The organism is Hyphomicrobium sp. CS1BSMeth3, from assembly GCF_900117415.1.
Lineage (GTDB): Bacteria > Pseudomonadota > Alphaproteobacteria > Rhizobiales > Hyphomicrobiaceae.
The window spans coordinates 2,618,215-2,634,033 of the sequence record NZ_FPEI01000006.1; the positions used below are offsets into that span (position 1 = coordinate 2,618,215).

Annotated in this window: 10 protein-coding genes; 5 read left to right on the forward strand and 5 right to left on the reverse strand. The window is 67.1% G+C overall.

Going from position 1 to position 15,819, the window contains the following annotated elements:
- The first annotated feature begins 68 nt into the window (after positions 1-68).
- Together CS1BSM3_RS27160 and CS1BSM3_RS27165 are read left to right on the forward strand one after the other, a co-directional pair.
- Entirely contained in the window at positions 69-1,781 is a 1,713-nt protein-coding gene (locus CS1BSM3_RS27160) for a COG4223 family protein (RefSeq protein WP_072393501.1), read from the forward strand.
- Positions 1,778-3,394: a heme biosynthesis protein HemY gene (locus CS1BSM3_RS27165; RefSeq protein WP_072393504.1), complete on the forward strand. Its 1,617-nt coding sequence runs from the start codon at positions 1,778-1,780 to the stop codon at positions 3,392-3,394. Before CS1BSM3_RS27160 ends, CS1BSM3_RS27165 begins: the two co-directional genes overlap by 4 nt.
- 60 nt (positions 3,395-3,454) lie before the next feature.
- Here CS1BSM3_RS27165 and CS1BSM3_RS27170 read toward each other — a convergent pair whose 3' ends face one another.
- Positions 3,455-4,864 carry a sensor histidine kinase gene (locus CS1BSM3_RS27170; RefSeq protein WP_072393506.1) on the reverse strand — a complete coding sequence of 470 codons (1,410 nt, stop codon included), beginning with the start codon at positions 4,862-4,864 and terminating at the stop codon, positions 3,455-3,457.
- Between the two features lie 154 nt (positions 4,865-5,018).
- Entirely contained in the window at positions 5,019-5,432 is a 414-nt protein-coding gene (locus CS1BSM3_RS27175; protein WP_072393509.1) for a hypothetical protein, read from the reverse strand.
- A gap of 270 nt (positions 5,433-5,702) precedes the next feature.
- Between CS1BSM3_RS27175 and CS1BSM3_RS27180 the strand changes: the two genes are divergently transcribed.
- Positions 5,703-6,959 (forward strand): lytic murein transglycosylase, encoded by a 1,257-nt coding sequence (locus tag CS1BSM3_RS27180; RefSeq protein WP_072393512.1) that lies wholly within the window; start codon positions 5,703-5,705, stop codon positions 6,957-6,959.
- Between the two features lie 2 nt (positions 6,960-6,961).
- On the opposite strand, the gene CS1BSM3_RS27185 is transcribed toward CS1BSM3_RS27180, so the two are convergent.
- Together CS1BSM3_RS27185 and CS1BSM3_RS27190 are read right to left on the reverse strand one after the other, a co-directional pair.
- Positions 6,962-7,918 (reverse strand): DMT family transporter, encoded by a 957-nt coding sequence (locus tag CS1BSM3_RS27185; protein ID WP_072393515.1) that lies wholly within the window; start codon positions 7,916-7,918, stop codon positions 6,962-6,964.
- 110 nt (positions 7,919-8,028) lie between these two features.
- Positions 8,029-8,721 carry a class I SAM-dependent methyltransferase gene (locus tag CS1BSM3_RS27190; protein WP_072393518.1) on the reverse strand — a complete coding sequence of 231 codons (693 nt, stop codon included), beginning with the start codon at positions 8,719-8,721 and terminating at the stop codon, positions 8,029-8,031.
- A 180-nt stretch (positions 8,722-8,901) separates the two neighbouring features.
- Between CS1BSM3_RS27190 and CS1BSM3_RS27195 the strand changes: the two genes are divergently transcribed.
- Both CS1BSM3_RS27195 and CS1BSM3_RS27200 read left to right on the forward strand, forming a co-directional pair.
- Positions 8,902-13,728: an NAD-glutamate dehydrogenase gene (locus tag CS1BSM3_RS27195; RefSeq protein ID WP_072393521.1), complete on the forward strand. Its 4,827-nt coding sequence runs from the start codon at positions 8,902-8,904 to the stop codon at positions 13,726-13,728.
- Between the two features lie 90 nt (positions 13,729-13,818).
- Positions 13,819-15,213: an MFS transporter gene (locus CS1BSM3_RS27200; protein ID WP_072393524.1), complete on the forward strand. Its 1,395-nt coding sequence runs from the start codon at positions 13,819-13,821 to the stop codon at positions 15,211-15,213.
- 67 nt (positions 15,214-15,280) lie between these two features.
- On the opposite strand, the gene CS1BSM3_RS27205 is transcribed toward CS1BSM3_RS27200, so the two are convergent.
- Positions 15,281-15,565: a hypothetical protein gene (locus CS1BSM3_RS27205; protein ID WP_072393527.1), complete on the reverse strand. Its 285-nt coding sequence runs from the start codon at positions 15,563-15,565 to the stop codon at positions 15,281-15,283.
- Positions 15,566-15,819 lie beyond the last annotated feature (254 nt).

Genomic DNA, 15,819 nt, shown 5'->3' on the forward strand with positions numbered 1-15,819 from the left:
TTGACTTTGCGCATGTCTCGCGAGGACCGACCGGGTTAGGTATCGCGTAGCGGAAGGATGAGGCAGCAATGACGAACGGCACGCAGGGATCTGGGCCATCAGGGCCGAAGCGGCCGCACGCGACCATCGAAGGCAAGGCAACCGAGATCAAGCCGGAAGCACCCAAGCCGGCTGCCGGAGCAGCGCCCGCCAATCCGTCGACGGACCAGCGCGCTACGGCCGAGAAGGTGGCCGGTGCTGCCGCGAGCGTCGCCGCCGAGCCGAAGAAGACCGAACCGCCGAAGCCTGCCGGAACGTTTACCGCGTCCTCGGCGAGCAAGCCGGGCCCGGCGCCCACGCCACCACCATCGCCCCCACCATCACAACGCAGCGGATCGGCATTCGGCTCGATCATCTCGCACGCGGTGTCCGGCGTCGTCGGTGGTGCACTCGTGCTGCTGGCGGCGCCCCTCTTGGGCATCGGCGGACCTGACGCGACGAAGGCGCCGCCCGAGGTGGCGCAGCGGATCGCCGCACTCGAAACAGCTGCCAAGCAGGCATCCCAGCCCGTTGTCTCTCCCGACGTCGCCAAGCGCCTTGCCGGGCTCGAACAGGGTGTCGATCAGCTCAAGGGCATTACGGCCGCCATTCCGAGCCTCGGCGAAGGGCAAGTCCGCCTCGACGGCGAGACCAAGGCGATCAAGGATCAGCTCGCAAGCCGTACCGGTCCCGGCAGTGATGCCGAGCGCCTTGCACGCATGGAGGAGCGGCTCTCCGCGCTCGCGGCGGCAGCCCTGGCTGACCCCAAAGGCGCAGGCCCCATTCCGCAGCTCGCCCAGATCACCGGCCGCATTGCCGATCTCGAGAATGCCCTCACCAACCGCCTCTCTGCGGCGCGGCGCGACATGGTGACGGACGTCGACAACAAGCTCGCAACGACTGCCGAGGCCGCCGAGGCCGCGCGCTCGGGCACGCAACGCCTCGACCGCGAGGTGACGACAATCAAGTCGGACGTGACCCGCACGACCCAGCGCGTCGACCAGCTCAAGACCGGCTCGGATCAGCTCAGCGAGGTGACGCGCTCGACACAGGACGAGATTTCCCGCCTGAGGTCCGCGCTCGATACACTCCGGCGCGAGACGGCGAAGCCCGCCGACGTCAGCGCCGCGGTCGCACCGGCCGCCGCGCGGCTCGCCAAGCTCGAGGCGAGCGTTGCTGAGGTTTTGAAAGCCGAGGCCGACCGGCAGAGCAATGCCGAGCGCATTGTGCTGTCGCTGGAGCTCGGCAATCTGAAGCGCGCCATCGATCGCGGCGGCTCCTACGCCGCCGAGCTCGCCGAAGTGCGCAAAGTTGCCGGCAATCGCCTCGATCTCTCGGTGCTTCAGCGCTACCAGGACGACGGCCTGCCGACGACGGCCGAGCTGGCGCGCCAGTTCCGTCCCCTGACAGCCACGATCATCGACGCCGATGCCGAGAAGCAGGATGCTTCCGTCGTAGACCGCCTGATGTCGGGCGCGCGGACCATCGTGCGCGTGCGCAAGCTGACGCCGGATGCGGATGACACCTCCGTGGAGGCGACCGTAGCGCGCATGGAAAGCGCCCTGAATGACGGGCGTCTCGCCGATGTGACGCGCTATGCGAAGACGCTCCCGCCGAAGAGCATCACCGGTGCGACGCGGGCGTGGCTCGACAAGGTCGCCGCCCGCCAGGCCGTCGAGGAAGCCATCGTCACGATCGACCGCCAGCTCAAGTCGTCGCTCGGAGCAACGCCCGCCGCGTCGCCGAAGGATGCCAAGCAATGATCCGCCTCATCCTGTATCTCGTTGGCGTCGGGCTGCTTGCGACGGGCCTTGCCTGGCTCGCGGATCGGCCCGGGCAGATGCTGCTCACATGGCAGGGCTATGAGATCGAGACGACGGTCTTCCGCGCCGTCGTCATCTTCGCCATCCTGATCGGCATCGCCGTTTTCCTGTGGTCGCTGCTGCGCCAGTTGTGGAACAGCCCGGCCGCCGTCGGCCGCATGGTCAATCGCCGCCGCCAGGAGCGCGGGCTCGAGGCCCTGTCTAGCGGCATGATCGCCATCGGCGCCGGCGATCGCTCGCAGGCCATGCGCCACGCCATCCAGGCGCGCAAGGCACTGCCGAACGAGCCGCTGACGCACCTTCTGCGCGCGCAGGCCGCCCAGCTCTCCGGTGACCGCACGACGGCGCGGCGCATCTTCGAAGCCATGCTCGGCTCGAAGGAAACCGAGCAGCTCGGCCTGCGCGGCCTGTTCCTGGAAGCAGAGCGCGAGGGCGAGCACGAGGCCGCGCGTCAGTTCGCCGATCGTGCCCTGCGCCTCAACCCTCAACTCGGCTGGCCGATCGACGCGCTCTTCGAGCTGCAGTGCCGGGCCTCGGATTGGACGGGCGCACTCGATACGCTCGCGGCCGGCAAGCGCAATGGCCACTTCGAGAGGACGATCGCGGACCGGCGCCGCGCGGTCATCCTCACAGCCCAGGCCCAGGCGCTGGAAGATACGAACGCCGACAAGGCGCTCGCTCTCGCCATGGAGGCGCACAATCTTGCGCCCGATCTCGTGGAGGCTGCGGCGATTGCCGGTCGCGTGTTCTCTTCGAAGGGACAGACAGGCAAGGTCGCGCGCGTCATCGAGCAGACGTGGAGGCGCGCACCGCATCCCGATCTGGCGATCGCCTATGCCTATGCGCGCTCCGGCGACAGCCCGAAGGACCGCCTCGATCGCGTGAAGAACCTCGCGCGCACGACGCCGCACTCCGTCGAGGCACCGATCGCTGTGGCGCACGCGGCCATCGAGGCGCACGACTGGACGGAAGCGCGCAAGGCGCTTGCGCCGCTCGTCGAGAGCCGTCTCTCACAACGCGTGTGCACGCTCATGGCGCGCATCGAGGGCGAGCAGTTCGGCAATGCCGGACGCGTGCGCGAATGGCTGGCGCGCGCGGCCAATGCGCCGCGTGATCCCGCCTGGACGGCCGATGGCGTCGTTGCCGATCGCTGGGCTGCGATCTCGCCGGTCACCGGCACGCTCGATGCCTTCCAGTGGAAAGTGCCCGTCGAACAGAAGGGCACGCAGGACGAGGAGCTGGCGCTCGCCAAGTTCGAGGAGCTCATGGCGCTCGGTGATGGCAGCACCGAGAAGGTGATCGAGGCCAAGCCGCTCGGCAATGACGACGTACCTCAGACCGTCGAGGTGCGCACCGTGCCGGCGACCGAGGAAGCGCCCAAGCCGAAGCCGGCGGCGCCCACCGCGGCACCAGCGACGACTGCTGCTCAGCGGACGAGCGGCAATGGTGCGCAACCACATCCCTACGTGCCATCGCGCGCACCGGACGATCCGGGCGTCGAGGATGAGGAGCCGGCGCCCAAGACTGCCAAAGCAGCCAAGGCATCAGCCTGAAGCAGTGCCGCGCGGGGGATACCCCGCGCCTTCATCTTTCATCGGGTTTGAGAGAGGTTCTCAGCGCGCGGCGGTGCGCTCGCCGCTGAAGACAATGCGTGCGCGTACGCCGCGGCCCGCTCGGCTCTTGATGTCGAGGCGCGCACCATTCGCCGCCGCCAGCGAGCGCGTCAGCGGCAATCCAAGACCTGTCTTGTGAACCGCACCGGCAACGGCCACCTCTTTCCCCGCAGGCGGCATGCCGGGGCCGTTGTCCTCGACCTCGACCCACACATCACCGCTCAGCTCGTAACCGGTCGTCACCTTGATGCGCACGGACGCGCCGCCATGCTTGATGCTGTTCGAGATCAGGTTGATCAGCATCTGGCGGACATTGCGCCGATCCGCGATCACGTGCGGCAGGCCACCGACGAGCGCCGCTTCGAGCCGTGCACCGGACTTCTCGGCGAGCGGCTGGAGCGACGTGCTGATCGCCTCGACCTCGGCATTGAGGTCGACCTCCGCGAAGACGCGCGCGCCGCCGGACTGGTTCGGCGCCTCACGCAGGATGCCATCCACCACATCCAGGCCATGCCGCGCGCTCGCGAGAATGTCGCGCACATAGCCGCGATAGCGCTCGTTCGGCCATGGCCCGAGCCGCTCCTCGGTGATGACCTCGGCAAGCGAGACGATGGCGGCGAGTGGCGTGCGGATCTCGTGCGCGAGATGAGCGTGCCGCTCGTCCATCTGAGGATCGCCTTTTTGCGCATTCCCTGGCCGCGCAGGCGCCGGCGCAACGGGCTCGGGGGCCTCATCCTGGTTCGCGGGTGCGTCCACGCCGGCGGTTATGCGTGCCGAGCCCTGGCGGATGCGCCGCGCGATCTCACGCAGCGTCTCCATATCATTGAGCGGCGGATTGGCCTGCGGATCCGCCTTTGGACTTGGCGCGGGGCTGGGCGTCGAAACTGCCGGCGGGCTTGCTCGTGAAGTGGGCGCAGGGTTCGCGGGAGACCGCGGCGGGCGTGGTGCCGCCACCGGCTCTTCCCTGAGAACCGGGGCGGCCTTCGCGCGCAGGGCGGGCGCGGCCATGGTCAGCTCCCGGCGGCGCACTTCCTTGCGGCCGGCAGACGGACGCGCAACCGCCCCCGCTATGACGAGGAGCAGGCCTGGCCCCACACTTTCATCGAGCGTGCGGACTTCGCAGGCGAGCGTGCGCACGCCCGATGTGGTCCAGAATTTGAGCGACTCGATCGTGCTGGCAGTCGTTTCCAGGAACGAGCCCTGGGCAAAGCGATTGCGCAGGTTCCTGAGCGCCGGCACCACGCTGTCGAGCACCGGCGACAGGGTCGGAATGCCCCAGACAGCGCCGCCCCGCCCGTTGGCGCCGGCCACAGTGCCTCGTTCCACATCGATGACCCAAGCGGGCCCGCTGACGCCTGCAAGCGTCTCCGCAAGCGCGCTTTCGATCGGGCTTTTGGAAACGAAGTTCAAAGGAGGCTCACCCCTCCGGCCGGCGCGTTCTCCATTTGTTTAGAGCAGCCGACTCGATGGCTGTCCAGTGCGCCGGCGCGCCAGGGCTCGTCCGAGGCCCCCGTCATCCACAGTTGTACTGCCGCAGGTCGCGACAGCGCGCTGCCGGCTTCGGCTATTTCTTGCCCGCGGCTTTGGCGCTGCCCGCCTTGGTGCTGCCCGTCGTGGCCGGAGCGGCCTTCGAAGCGGGCGCCTTGGCCGTCGTCGGCTTGGCAGCCTTGATCTTCTTCATGTCCTTGCCCCAGCAGATCGGCGCCTGGGCAGTGCAGGTGTGCTCGTCGAAAACGATGAAGTCGAGGAACAGCTCGCACTTCACGGTCTTCTCGCCGACCCGATAGTCCTTGATCCCGCGCTTGGTCATGGTGCTGGCGATGTGCTTGTCGAGGAGCGCCAGCGCATCGCGCGTCGGGCCGTCCTTGCCATAGTCGTTCACCTCGAAAGCCAGCGTATCGCAGTCGGCCGAAGCCGGAGTTGCCGCGAGCAGAACCGCAAGGCCTGCAACTGCCGAGAAGAGAGAGAACGTCCGCATGGCCGCTCCTTTCGCAGATCGCCTGTGGGCGGAGGAATTCACGTTTATCTTGTTTCCGCTATAGCGGCCGTGCCATGGCTTTGCCAGACCCCGGGGACGATCCACGCCAATCCTCCTGGGGACGCGGCAGAAGCGCCACAAGAGAGCCAAGGGCTTTCCACGCGCCCAAGTGCCTCTCGCGGCCACCGGAACGGACGCGCCCGCATGATTTTGCCGCATTGGCCCGGCTATCAATGGCCGCACATTCCATCCACATCTTCGAGGAGTTGCATGCGCCGCACCGCCCGCCTCAGAGCTTGCGCCTTTTCCGCGCTCGCCGCCCTTACGGCGACGATCGCCCTCAGTGCCGGCGCGGAGGCAACCCCTCCCCCTCCGAGCCCGAGCAAGATGAACTGCCAGAACACCGGCAGCTTCGAGAGCTGGCTTCGCAACTTCCGTCAGGAGGCCGCCGCGGCCGGCGTCACGCGGGCGACGCTCTCCGCCGTGCTCGACGACATGACGCTCGACCAGGGCATCATCGCGCGCGACCGGCGCCAGACGTTCTTCGGGCAAAGCTTCGTCGATTTCCGCGGTAAGCTCGTCTCGCGCAATCGCATCCAGAACGGCCTGCGGCAGATGGAGCGCCACCGCGCGACCTTCGCACGCGCCGAGAAGGAATATGGCGTGCCGGCCCCGGTCATCACCGGTTTCTGGGCACTGGAGAGCGATTTCGGCGCCGGCATGGGCAAGCTCTCCGTCCTGCGCTCGCTGGCGACGCTCGCCTATGACTGCCGCCGCGGCGAGATGTTCACGCGCGAGTTCATCGCCGCCCTCAAGATCATCGACCGCGGCGACCTGAAGCCTTCCGACATGATCGGCTCATGGGCCGGCGAGCTCGGCCAGACGCAGTTCCTGCCGACGCACTATCTCGCACACGCCGTCGACTACGATGGCGATGGTCGCCGCGATCTCTTTTCGAGCCCCGCCGATGTGATCGGCTCGACGGCCGCCTACCTCAAGCATCTCGGCTGGCGCGCGGGCGAGCCCTGGCTCGAGGAAGTGCGCGCGCCGCGCAACCTGAACTGGGCCGAGGCGGATCTCACTATCCAGCATCCGCGCAGCCAGTGGGCCAAGTGGGGCGTGACGCGCGCCGACGGCAAGCCAATCCAGTCCGATGGCCTGCAGGCGTCGCTGCTCGCGCTCATGGGCCGCGACGGGCCGCTCTTCCTCGTCTACCCGAACTTCAAGGTCTATCTCGAGTGGAACCAGTCGCTGAACTACGCGACGACCGTCGGCTATCTCGCGACACGCTACGCAGGCGCGCCGGAGATGCGCGATATCGGCAAGGACATCCCGTCGCTGAGCCTCGATCAGGCCAAGGAGCTGCAGACGCTGCTCACCCGGCGCGGCCACGATGTCGGCCGCATTGACGGCATCATCGGCGCTGGCACGCGCGCGGCCGTGAAGAAGGAGCAGCTCCGCCTCGGCATGGTCGCGGACGCCTATCCGACGGCCGAGCTCATCGAGAGGCTACGCGGCAGGCAATAGCGCTAGCTGCCGCCCGGCTCCGCTTCAGTTCTCGTGAGCTTCCGCACAGCGTGCCATGGCCGCCCATCGATCGCCGCCAGGCCGAGGCCGATCATGGCCATGCCCACGATGTGCCTGAGCTCGAGCGTTTCGCCGAGAAACATCGTGCCGAGGAGGATGGCGCTGACGGGTATCAGCAGCGTCACGAGCGAGGCATTGCTCGCGCCGGCTGTCGCGAGCAACCGGAAGAAGAGAACATAGGCGAATGCCGTGGAAAGTGTGGCGATGCCGATCAGAGCCGCAATGGCATTCATGCCCGGCAGGGGAAGCGACCAGGGCCGGTCGATCACCAGCATCATGGGAAAGAGCAGAAGGCTCGACGCGACGAGCTGGCCGGCCGCCGTGGCCATGGGGGCAACGCCCATCGCACGAAATCGTCGCCCGAAAATGCCGGCAAAGGCATAGCTGACGGCGGCGCCGAGACAGGCGAGTTGAGACATCACGCCGGCGCCGAGCGCGTGCACGGCATCGCTGCCGATCATGATCGCCACGCCAGCGAGGCCCGCGAGCACGCCGAAGAACCGCCCACCCGACAGCTTCTCGTCAGGCGTCATCATGTGCGCGAGGACGACCGTGAAGAGCGGCGTCGAGGCATTCAGGATGGACGCGACACCCGAGGCAATGTGCTGCTGCCCCCAGACAATGAGCAGGAAGGGAATGGCGTTGTTGAGAAGCCCCATGCCGAAGAAGGCGATCCACACGCGCCGTTCGGCGGGCATTCTGATGCCGGCAACCTTCAGGACAGCAAGCAGGACCAGCGCGGCCAAAGAAACGCGGGCAACAACGACCGTGAATACAGGCAGCTCCTTGACGGCAATCGCATTGAAGAAGAACGCACCACCCCAGACGGCCGCCAGCGCAGTGAGCGTCATCCATTCGAGCGCCGTCATCGACCGGTTGATGGGCGGGCTTGGTGACATGCAGCTCTCCATGGGCAGGTGACGGAGGTCGCCTGAGGCGCGCGGACAGTGGCTTCAGGCCGAAGCCGGCGCGATCCGAATCTTGCTGTCGTATTGGCGTGGACGCCGCACTATGGCCGCGGCACCGCGATGAATGCCATGCGTGCAGGATTGTGCCCGAAGTTCTGGGCACGACGGCGCGCGTCATAGCCGGCGGCGGACAGGATCGCGAGCATGTCCGCTTCGCTGTAGTGCGCGAGGCCGAGCGCAGTGCGCGCCTTGCGGTAGTCCGAGAAGAATATGCGCACGAGCCCAAAGCAGCTCGCGATCAGGAAGCCGTTCTGCGCGCTGAGCTTCAGCAGTGCGGCAACATCGGTGAGCAGCCCGACGTTCGGCGGGATCACATCGGCGATCAATAGCTGGCCGCCCGACTTCAGCAGCCTCCGCCACGTCGCGAGCAGGCCGTCCAGGTCCGCGCGGCTCAGGTACTGCAGGACCGAGTTCACAAAGATGAGGTCGAGGCTCGCCTCGGGAATCTCGCCGAGCTGCTCGGGCGCCATCACCACGACATTGCCGAGCAGGCCGAATTTCTGCGCGAGCCGCGCGCGCACGAGCTCTGCGCCATCACAGAGGTGCAGAACCTGGCATCGCTTGGCAACGAGGCCCGCCGATAGCGCCTCGCCACAGCCGAAATCGAGCACCGATGGCTGGCCTTGCGGCAGAGCGTCCACGAGCTGGCGGGCGATCAACTCATAGTGCACCGCCTTATGGCGTGCATTGACGTAGATTGGCGTGTCCTGGTTCCAGTATTCGCGCCAACTCATGAGCGTCCCACCCGTGTGCCATTCTCTCGGCGCCCGTCGGTGAACGCCCCGCCTCAGTCATACTCGAAGCGCGATTCCTGGGCATTATGCATTATGAGGAGGCGAGGCCGGTTGCGCAGCGCTGCCGCGGGCCTCTACTGGACGACTGGAAGACGCATATGCATCGGAAAGGACCAGCCCATGGCGAACCGCGCACAGGCTGAGGCTCCCCACGCCAACACCGGCCCGCTCAGGATCCTGCTGGAGACCTTGAAGGCGAGCGGCCCCGATCCGCAAGGTCGTCTCGTCCTCGCTCACGCCCTGCTCAGCTCCGTCGACGAAGCCGTGCTTGCAACTCGTCCGACTGCAGAGCTCACGACGCTCGTCGATCACGCCATGGCGTTCCTTCAGGAAAAGCCCGTGGGCGCACCAAAGGTCGCCGTTCGATCGCTTGGCGGCGACCGCGCGGTGATCGAGATCCTCAACCAGGATATGCCCTTCCTCGTCGACAGCATCGCCGCTGAGCTGCACACGCGCGGCCTTGCCATCGATCTCGTGTTGCATCCGCTGATCAAATGCGAGCGCACGCCCGACGGCCGGCTCGTACGCATTCTCGGCAGCGGCGACAAGAGCTGGAACGACACCCGCCAGGAGAGCTACATCGCGACCTACGTCAGCGGGCTCGCCGCTGGCGAAGACGATGCCATCGTCGCGACGCTCAAGGACATTCTGAAGGAAGTGCGCACGGCCGTCGGCGACTGGCAGGCCATGCTGGCGCGCCTCGGCAAGGCCATTGCCGGCCTCGAAGCGGCGCCGGCAAGCGTCCCGGCTGCGATGCGGCAGGAGGCGATCGCGTTCCTGAAATGGCTCGAAGCCGGCAACATCACGCTGCTGGGGATGCGCGAGTACCGCCTCGACGGCGACATGCAGACGGGCACGCTTGCGGCCACCGAGGAAGTCGGCCTCGGCCTTCTCCAGGATCCCAAGGTGCTGGTGCTGCGGCGCGGCAGCGAGTTCGTCGCGCTCACGCCGGAGATCCGCGACTTCTACCTCCAGCCTGATCCGCTCATCATCACCAAGGCCAATGTCAGGAGCCGCGTCCACCGCCGCGCCTACATGGACTACATCGGCGTCAAGACCTACCGCACCGACGGCTCGCTCGCGGGCGAGCTGCGCATCGTCGGCCTCTTCACCTCGCAGGCCTATGTGAAGTCGCCGCGCGAGATCCCGATCCTGCGCCAGAAGGTCGAGACCGTCATCGCGCGATCGAGCTTCCCGCCCGAGAGCCACGATGGCAAAGCGCTGCTCAATGTGCTGGAGAGCTTTCCGCGCGACGAGCTCTTCCAGATCGGCATCGATGATCTGGCGACTTGGACGGCGGGCATTCTCGACCTGGAGCTGAGGCCGCGCGTGCGCGTCTTCGCGCGCACGGATCGCTTCGACCGCTTTGTCTCGGCGCTCGTTTTCGTGCCGCGGGACCGCTTCTCGACCCGAGTCCGCGAAGAGATCGGCAACTATCTCGCAGCGATCTTCCACGGCCACGTCTCGGCATTCACGCCCTACTTCACCGAAGGCCAGCTCACGCGCGTGCACTTCATTATCGGCCGCCGCGAGGGCACGACGCCGAAGGTGGCAGCCGAAGTGCTGGAGCAGGGCGTCGCGACCATCGTGAAGACCTGGCAGGACCGCCTCGTCGAAGCCCTCCACAAGGCCGGCCCCAAGACGGCGGCACTTGCCGGCAAGTATCGCGAGGCTTTCTCGGCGGGCTACGCGGAGTTCTTCCCGACGGCGCGCGCGATCGAGGACATCCGGCGCATCGAGCGGCTCGGGCCAGAGCGACCGCTGGCCATCGACTTCTATCTGGAGAAGGCGAGCGGCACCGAGCGGCTGCGCGCCGCCGTCTATCGCTTCGACGAGCCGATCCGGCTGTCCGAGCGCGTACCCGTGCTCGAGAATCTCGGCTTTTCCGTCATCGATGAGCGCACGTACGAGGTCGCGCCGCGCTTCGGCGACATGATCCGCAAGGTCGTGCTGCACGATATGGTACTGGAGGCCATCGACGGCTCGACCATCGACATCAGGCGCCATGACGTGCGGCTGGAGGATGTCTTCCGCGCCGTTCTCGGCGGCGCGACGAGCAGCGACACGTTCAACCGGCTGATCATCGCGGCCGGCGCCGACTGGCGCGAAGCCGCACTCATGCGCTCCTACGCCGCCTACATGCGCCAGCTCGGCCTTCCGTTCGGCCCGGCCTACATCGCCGCGACCCTGATCCGCCACGCCGGTATCGCGCGCGATCTCGTCGAGCTCTTCCATCACCGCTTCAATCCCGATCATGGCGGCTCGCCCGACGAACGCATCAAGAGCGAGGCGCCGATCCGCGAGCGCATTGCCGGTGCACTCTCGACCGTCGAAAGTCTCGACGAGGACCGCATCATCAATCATCTGCTGTCGCTCATCGACGCGACCGTGCGAACCAACTTCCATCAGAAGGACACGAAGGGTCAGCCGCCCGAGATCATCGCCGTCAAGCTGGCCGGCCACGAAATCGAGTTCATGCCGCGCCCGCGCACGTACCGCGAGATCTGGGTCGCGAGCCCGCGGGTCGAAGGCGTGCACCTGAGGTTCGCGCCGATCGCGCGCGGCGGCATTCGCTGGTCGGATCGCGCGCAGGATTTCCGCACGGAAGTGCTCGGCCTCGTCAAGGCGCAGCAGGTCAAGAATGCCGTGATCGTGCCGGCCGGCTCCAAGGGCGGCTTCATTCCGAAGCTGCTGCCGCGCGGCGGCTCGCGCGAAGCCATCCAGGCCGAAGGCACCGCCGCCTATCGCATTTTCATCTCGGCCATGCTCGATCTCACGGACAACCTCATCGATGGCAAGATCGTCCCACCCGAGCGCGTCGTGCGCTACGACGGCGATGATCCTTATCTCGTCGTTGCCGCCGACAAGGGCACAGCGACCTTCTCCGACCTCGCCAACGAGATCTCGACGAGCCGCGATTTCTGGCTTGGCGATGCCTTTGCCTCGGGCGGCTCGGCCGGCTACGACCACAAGAAGATGGGCATCACGGCGCGCGGCGCCTGGGAGTGCGTGAAGCGCCACTTCCGCGAGATGGATACCGACATCCAGACGCAGCCCTTCACCGTGATCGGCGTCGGCGACATGTCGGGCGACGTGTTCGGCAATGGGATGCTGCTCTCACCGGCCATCTGCCTCCGTGCCGCTTTCGACCATCGCGACATCTTCCTCGATCCCGATCCCGATGCGGCGGCGAGCCTCGCGGAACGCGCGCGCCTTTTCGCTCTGCCGCGCTCGAGCTGGCAGGACTACAACAAGTCGCTCATCTCAAAAGGCGGCGGGGTTTTCCCGCGCTCGTCCAAGTCCGTGCCCCTCTCGCCGGAAGTACGGGCCATGCTCGGCATCAATGCCGAGCACTTGACGCCCGCCGATCTCATCAACGCGATCCTGAAGGCCGAGACGGATCTCCTTTGGTTCGGCGGTATCGGAACCTACATCCGTGCTTCCACAGAAACCGACGCCGATGCCGGCGATCGCGCCAATGATGCGATCCGCGTCACTGCCCCTCAGATCCGCGCCAAGGTCATCGGCGAGGGTGCGAACCTCGGCGTGACGCAGCGCGCGCGCATGGAGCTTTCGGCGCGCGGCGTGCGCCTCAACACCGACTTCATCGACAATTCGGCCGGCGTGAACTCCTCCGACCAGGAGGTGAACATCAAGATCGCGGTCGTGCCGGTCGTGAAATCGGGGCGCCTCGACATCGCGGCACGCAACACGCTCCTCGCCAGCATGACCGACGAGGTCGCCGAAGCCGTCCTGCGCAACAACTACCAGCAGTCTCTCGCGCTAAGCCTCGCCGAGCGGAATGCGGCTGCCGACCTCAGTGCGCACGCACGCCTCATCGAGGCCCTCGAGCACCGCGGCATCCTGGAGCGCGAGATCGAGTTCCTGCCCTCGCTACCGGAAATCAGCGTGCGCCAGTCCTCGGGTCGCGGCCTCACGCGTCCGGAGCTCGCCGTGCTGCTGAGCTATGCCAAGATCGCGCTCCGCAGTGACCTGCTCGCGAGCGCCGTGCCGGACGCGCCGGCCCTCGAGCCGCGCCTCATCGAGTATTTCCCGCCAGAGCTCGCCCGCGCCTATCCCGATGACCTCAGGCGCCATCAGCTCCGCCGCGAGATCATCGCGACGACCGTGACGAATGCCGTCGTCAACCGGCTCGGCGCGGCCGCTCCCCAGCGCATGGCTGACGAGACCGCGCGCCCTGTTGCCGAGATCGCCTATGCCTTCACGGTCGCGCGGGCCGTGCTCGGGCTCAATGCCATCTGGCCGCGCATCGATGCCCTCGACAATCGTATCGGCGGCACGCTGCAGCTCGATCTCTACGCCCGCACGCAAGAAGCGCTCGCCCATACGACGCGCTGGTTCCTGCGCGATGGCCAGTCCGCGAGCGACCTCGAAGGCACGATGGCCACCCACACGCAAGGCGCGGCCGAGCTGACGGCACTGATCGCGCGCGGTCTCGGCGAGGAAGTCGAAGCCCAGCTCCGCACGGCAGAGCAAACCTTCGTCGAGAACCAGGTTCCGGTCGATCTGGCAGCCGACCTCGCCCGTCTGGCGCTGCTCGTGGATGCGCCGGCCATCACGGAGGCGGCCTCACGCGCGAGCGTCCCCTACGCGAATGCCGCGCGCGTGGTGCTCGGCCTGAACAAGCGCTTCCATCTGCGCAACCTGATCGACACCGGTCGCCGCATCCGCGCCTCGGACGCCTACGACATGATGGCGGTCGCGGGCGCCGAGCAGGCCCTGCTGGAAGCCCGCCGACGGATCGCGCTCGGCATTCTCGCCACCCCCGGCGAGGATGCGCTCGCCCGCTGGGCGAAGCAGCATGGCGAAGAGATCGCCCGGGTCGCCGCCGCGCTCGACGATCTGAGCTCGAGCGGGCCGCTGACGCCGGCGCGACTGATGGTCGCCGCCACGCGCCTTGGCGATCTCTCGCGCACGACCGCCTGACCTCGGGGCTTGAGCCCGGAGCCCCCCGCGGGCATCTTGTCCTGCTAGGTGCCATGCCGAGGGGGCGGCGCCTCAACGGGGAACCCTGGCATGTCCACTGATGTTGCGGCGACCGGGAGCACGGCGCCGCCTGCGGCACTCGCCGGCTGGGCCATGTTCGACTGGGCCGGCCAGCCCTTCTACACACTCGTGCAGACCTTCCTGTTCGCGCCCTATTTCGCGAACGTCGTCGTCGCCGATCCGAGCCAGGGACAGGCCGCATGGGGTTATGCGGCGGCGTTCGCCGGCGCGATCGTCGCCATCGGCAGCCCGATCCTCGGCGCCGTCGCCGACAGCGGCGGTCGGCGCAAACCCTGGATCGCGCTCTTCGGCCTTATGCTCGTCGTCGGCCTCTGCCTGCTCTGGTTCGCGACGCCGAAGCTGCAGGGCCCGATGTTCTTCCTCGTGCTCGCGGGCTATGCGCTCGCATTCGCCGGTGCCGAGTTCGCCGCCGTCTTCAACAACGCGATCATGCCGACGCTCGTGCGCAAGGATCAGCTCGGACGGCTCTCCGGCATTGCCTGGGGGCTCGGATACGCGGGCGGTCTCGTGAGCCTCGCGCTCGTCGCCGGCTTCATCGTCACGGATCCATCGAGCGGCAAGACCATGCTCGGCATGGACCCGATCCTGAGCCTCGATCAGGCGAGCCGCGAGGGCGACCGGCTCGTCGGTCCGCTCTGCGCGGCATGGTTCATCCTGTTCGTGATCCCCTTCTTCCTCTTCGTGCCGGACAATCGGCAGGTGCTGCACGGCGGCTCCGAGAGCCCGATCCGGGATGCGCTGAAATCATTGTGGGCGACGGTCCGCAACCTGCCGAAGGATGACCGCAATATCCTCTGGATGCTCGTCGCGCGGATGCTTTACGCGGACGGCCTCGCGGCGATCTTCGTTTTCGGCGGCATCTACGGCGCCTCGGTCTTCGGCTGGCGCACGTTCGACCTCGGCCTCTTCGGCATCATTCTCGCCGGGACGGGCGCAGTCGGCGCCGTGATCGGCGGCCTGCTCGATGACCGCGTCGGCGCCAAGACGGTCATCGTCGGCTCCATCGTGATCTTGCTGATCGGTTTCTTCGGTATCCTGTCGGTGGACAAGGGGAGCGTACTGTTCGGCCTGCCGATCGCCGAGAAGCAGCCGGGCTCCGGCGCGTTCTCGTCGCTCGGTGAGCAGGTCTTCCTGGCCTTCGCGATCCTGATCGGCCTTGTCGCGGCCCCTGTTCAGGCCGCTGGCCGATCGCTGCTCGCGCGCCTCGCGCCACCCGAGCGCATGACGCAGTACTTCGGCCTCTTCGCATTCTCGGGAAAGGCGACCGCCTTCCTGGCGCCACTCATGATCGCACTCGTGACCACCACCACGGGCAGTCAGCGTTGGGGCATTGCAACGACGGCCCTGTTCCTGATCGGCGGGCTCATCTTCATGCTGCCGGTCAAGGAGCCGCAGCGCGCATAAAAGATTGGCCCCGATGCAGGGGGGACTGCATCGGGGCTTTTCATCAGCAGGGGGGATGCTGCTCGGCTTACCAGCCGTAGCGGCACTGATGAAAGCGCTTCCACCAGTAGCGGCTGCCGGTCTCCATGGCCTTGCGATACAGGCCGTGGCAGCGGTGGACGGAGTAGCCGTTGTAGCCGTAGCCGCCGTAGACGATCGGGCCGCCGAGAACGATGCCGACACCAACCTTGCCGAAGTGCTTGTGCTTGTGGCCGGCTTCGGCCTGGGGAGAGGCGAGGCCGCTACCGCCGACGATGGCGAGCGTGAGGGCGGCGAGGGCAGCGGTCTTGGTGAGGGCAGACTTGATCGACATGGGTACTTCTCCTGAGGGCGTGAAGCGTTGATCCGAGTTTCGCGGCGGTTTTGCTCGCCACTTGCCCATTCCGTCGCGCCATCTCCGAAAGAGGTTCAAAGCCCCCTCGATTTTTTTTCAGAGGCCCGCAGGCCCTCACTGCCGAGAGCCCCCGGACCGCATCGACCCCACCGGGTTCACGTGTTATGAACCCGTCCCTGCCAGGGCACGCGTTGCACCCGCACCAATCCAGCCACACCACAACTCACCGCCGG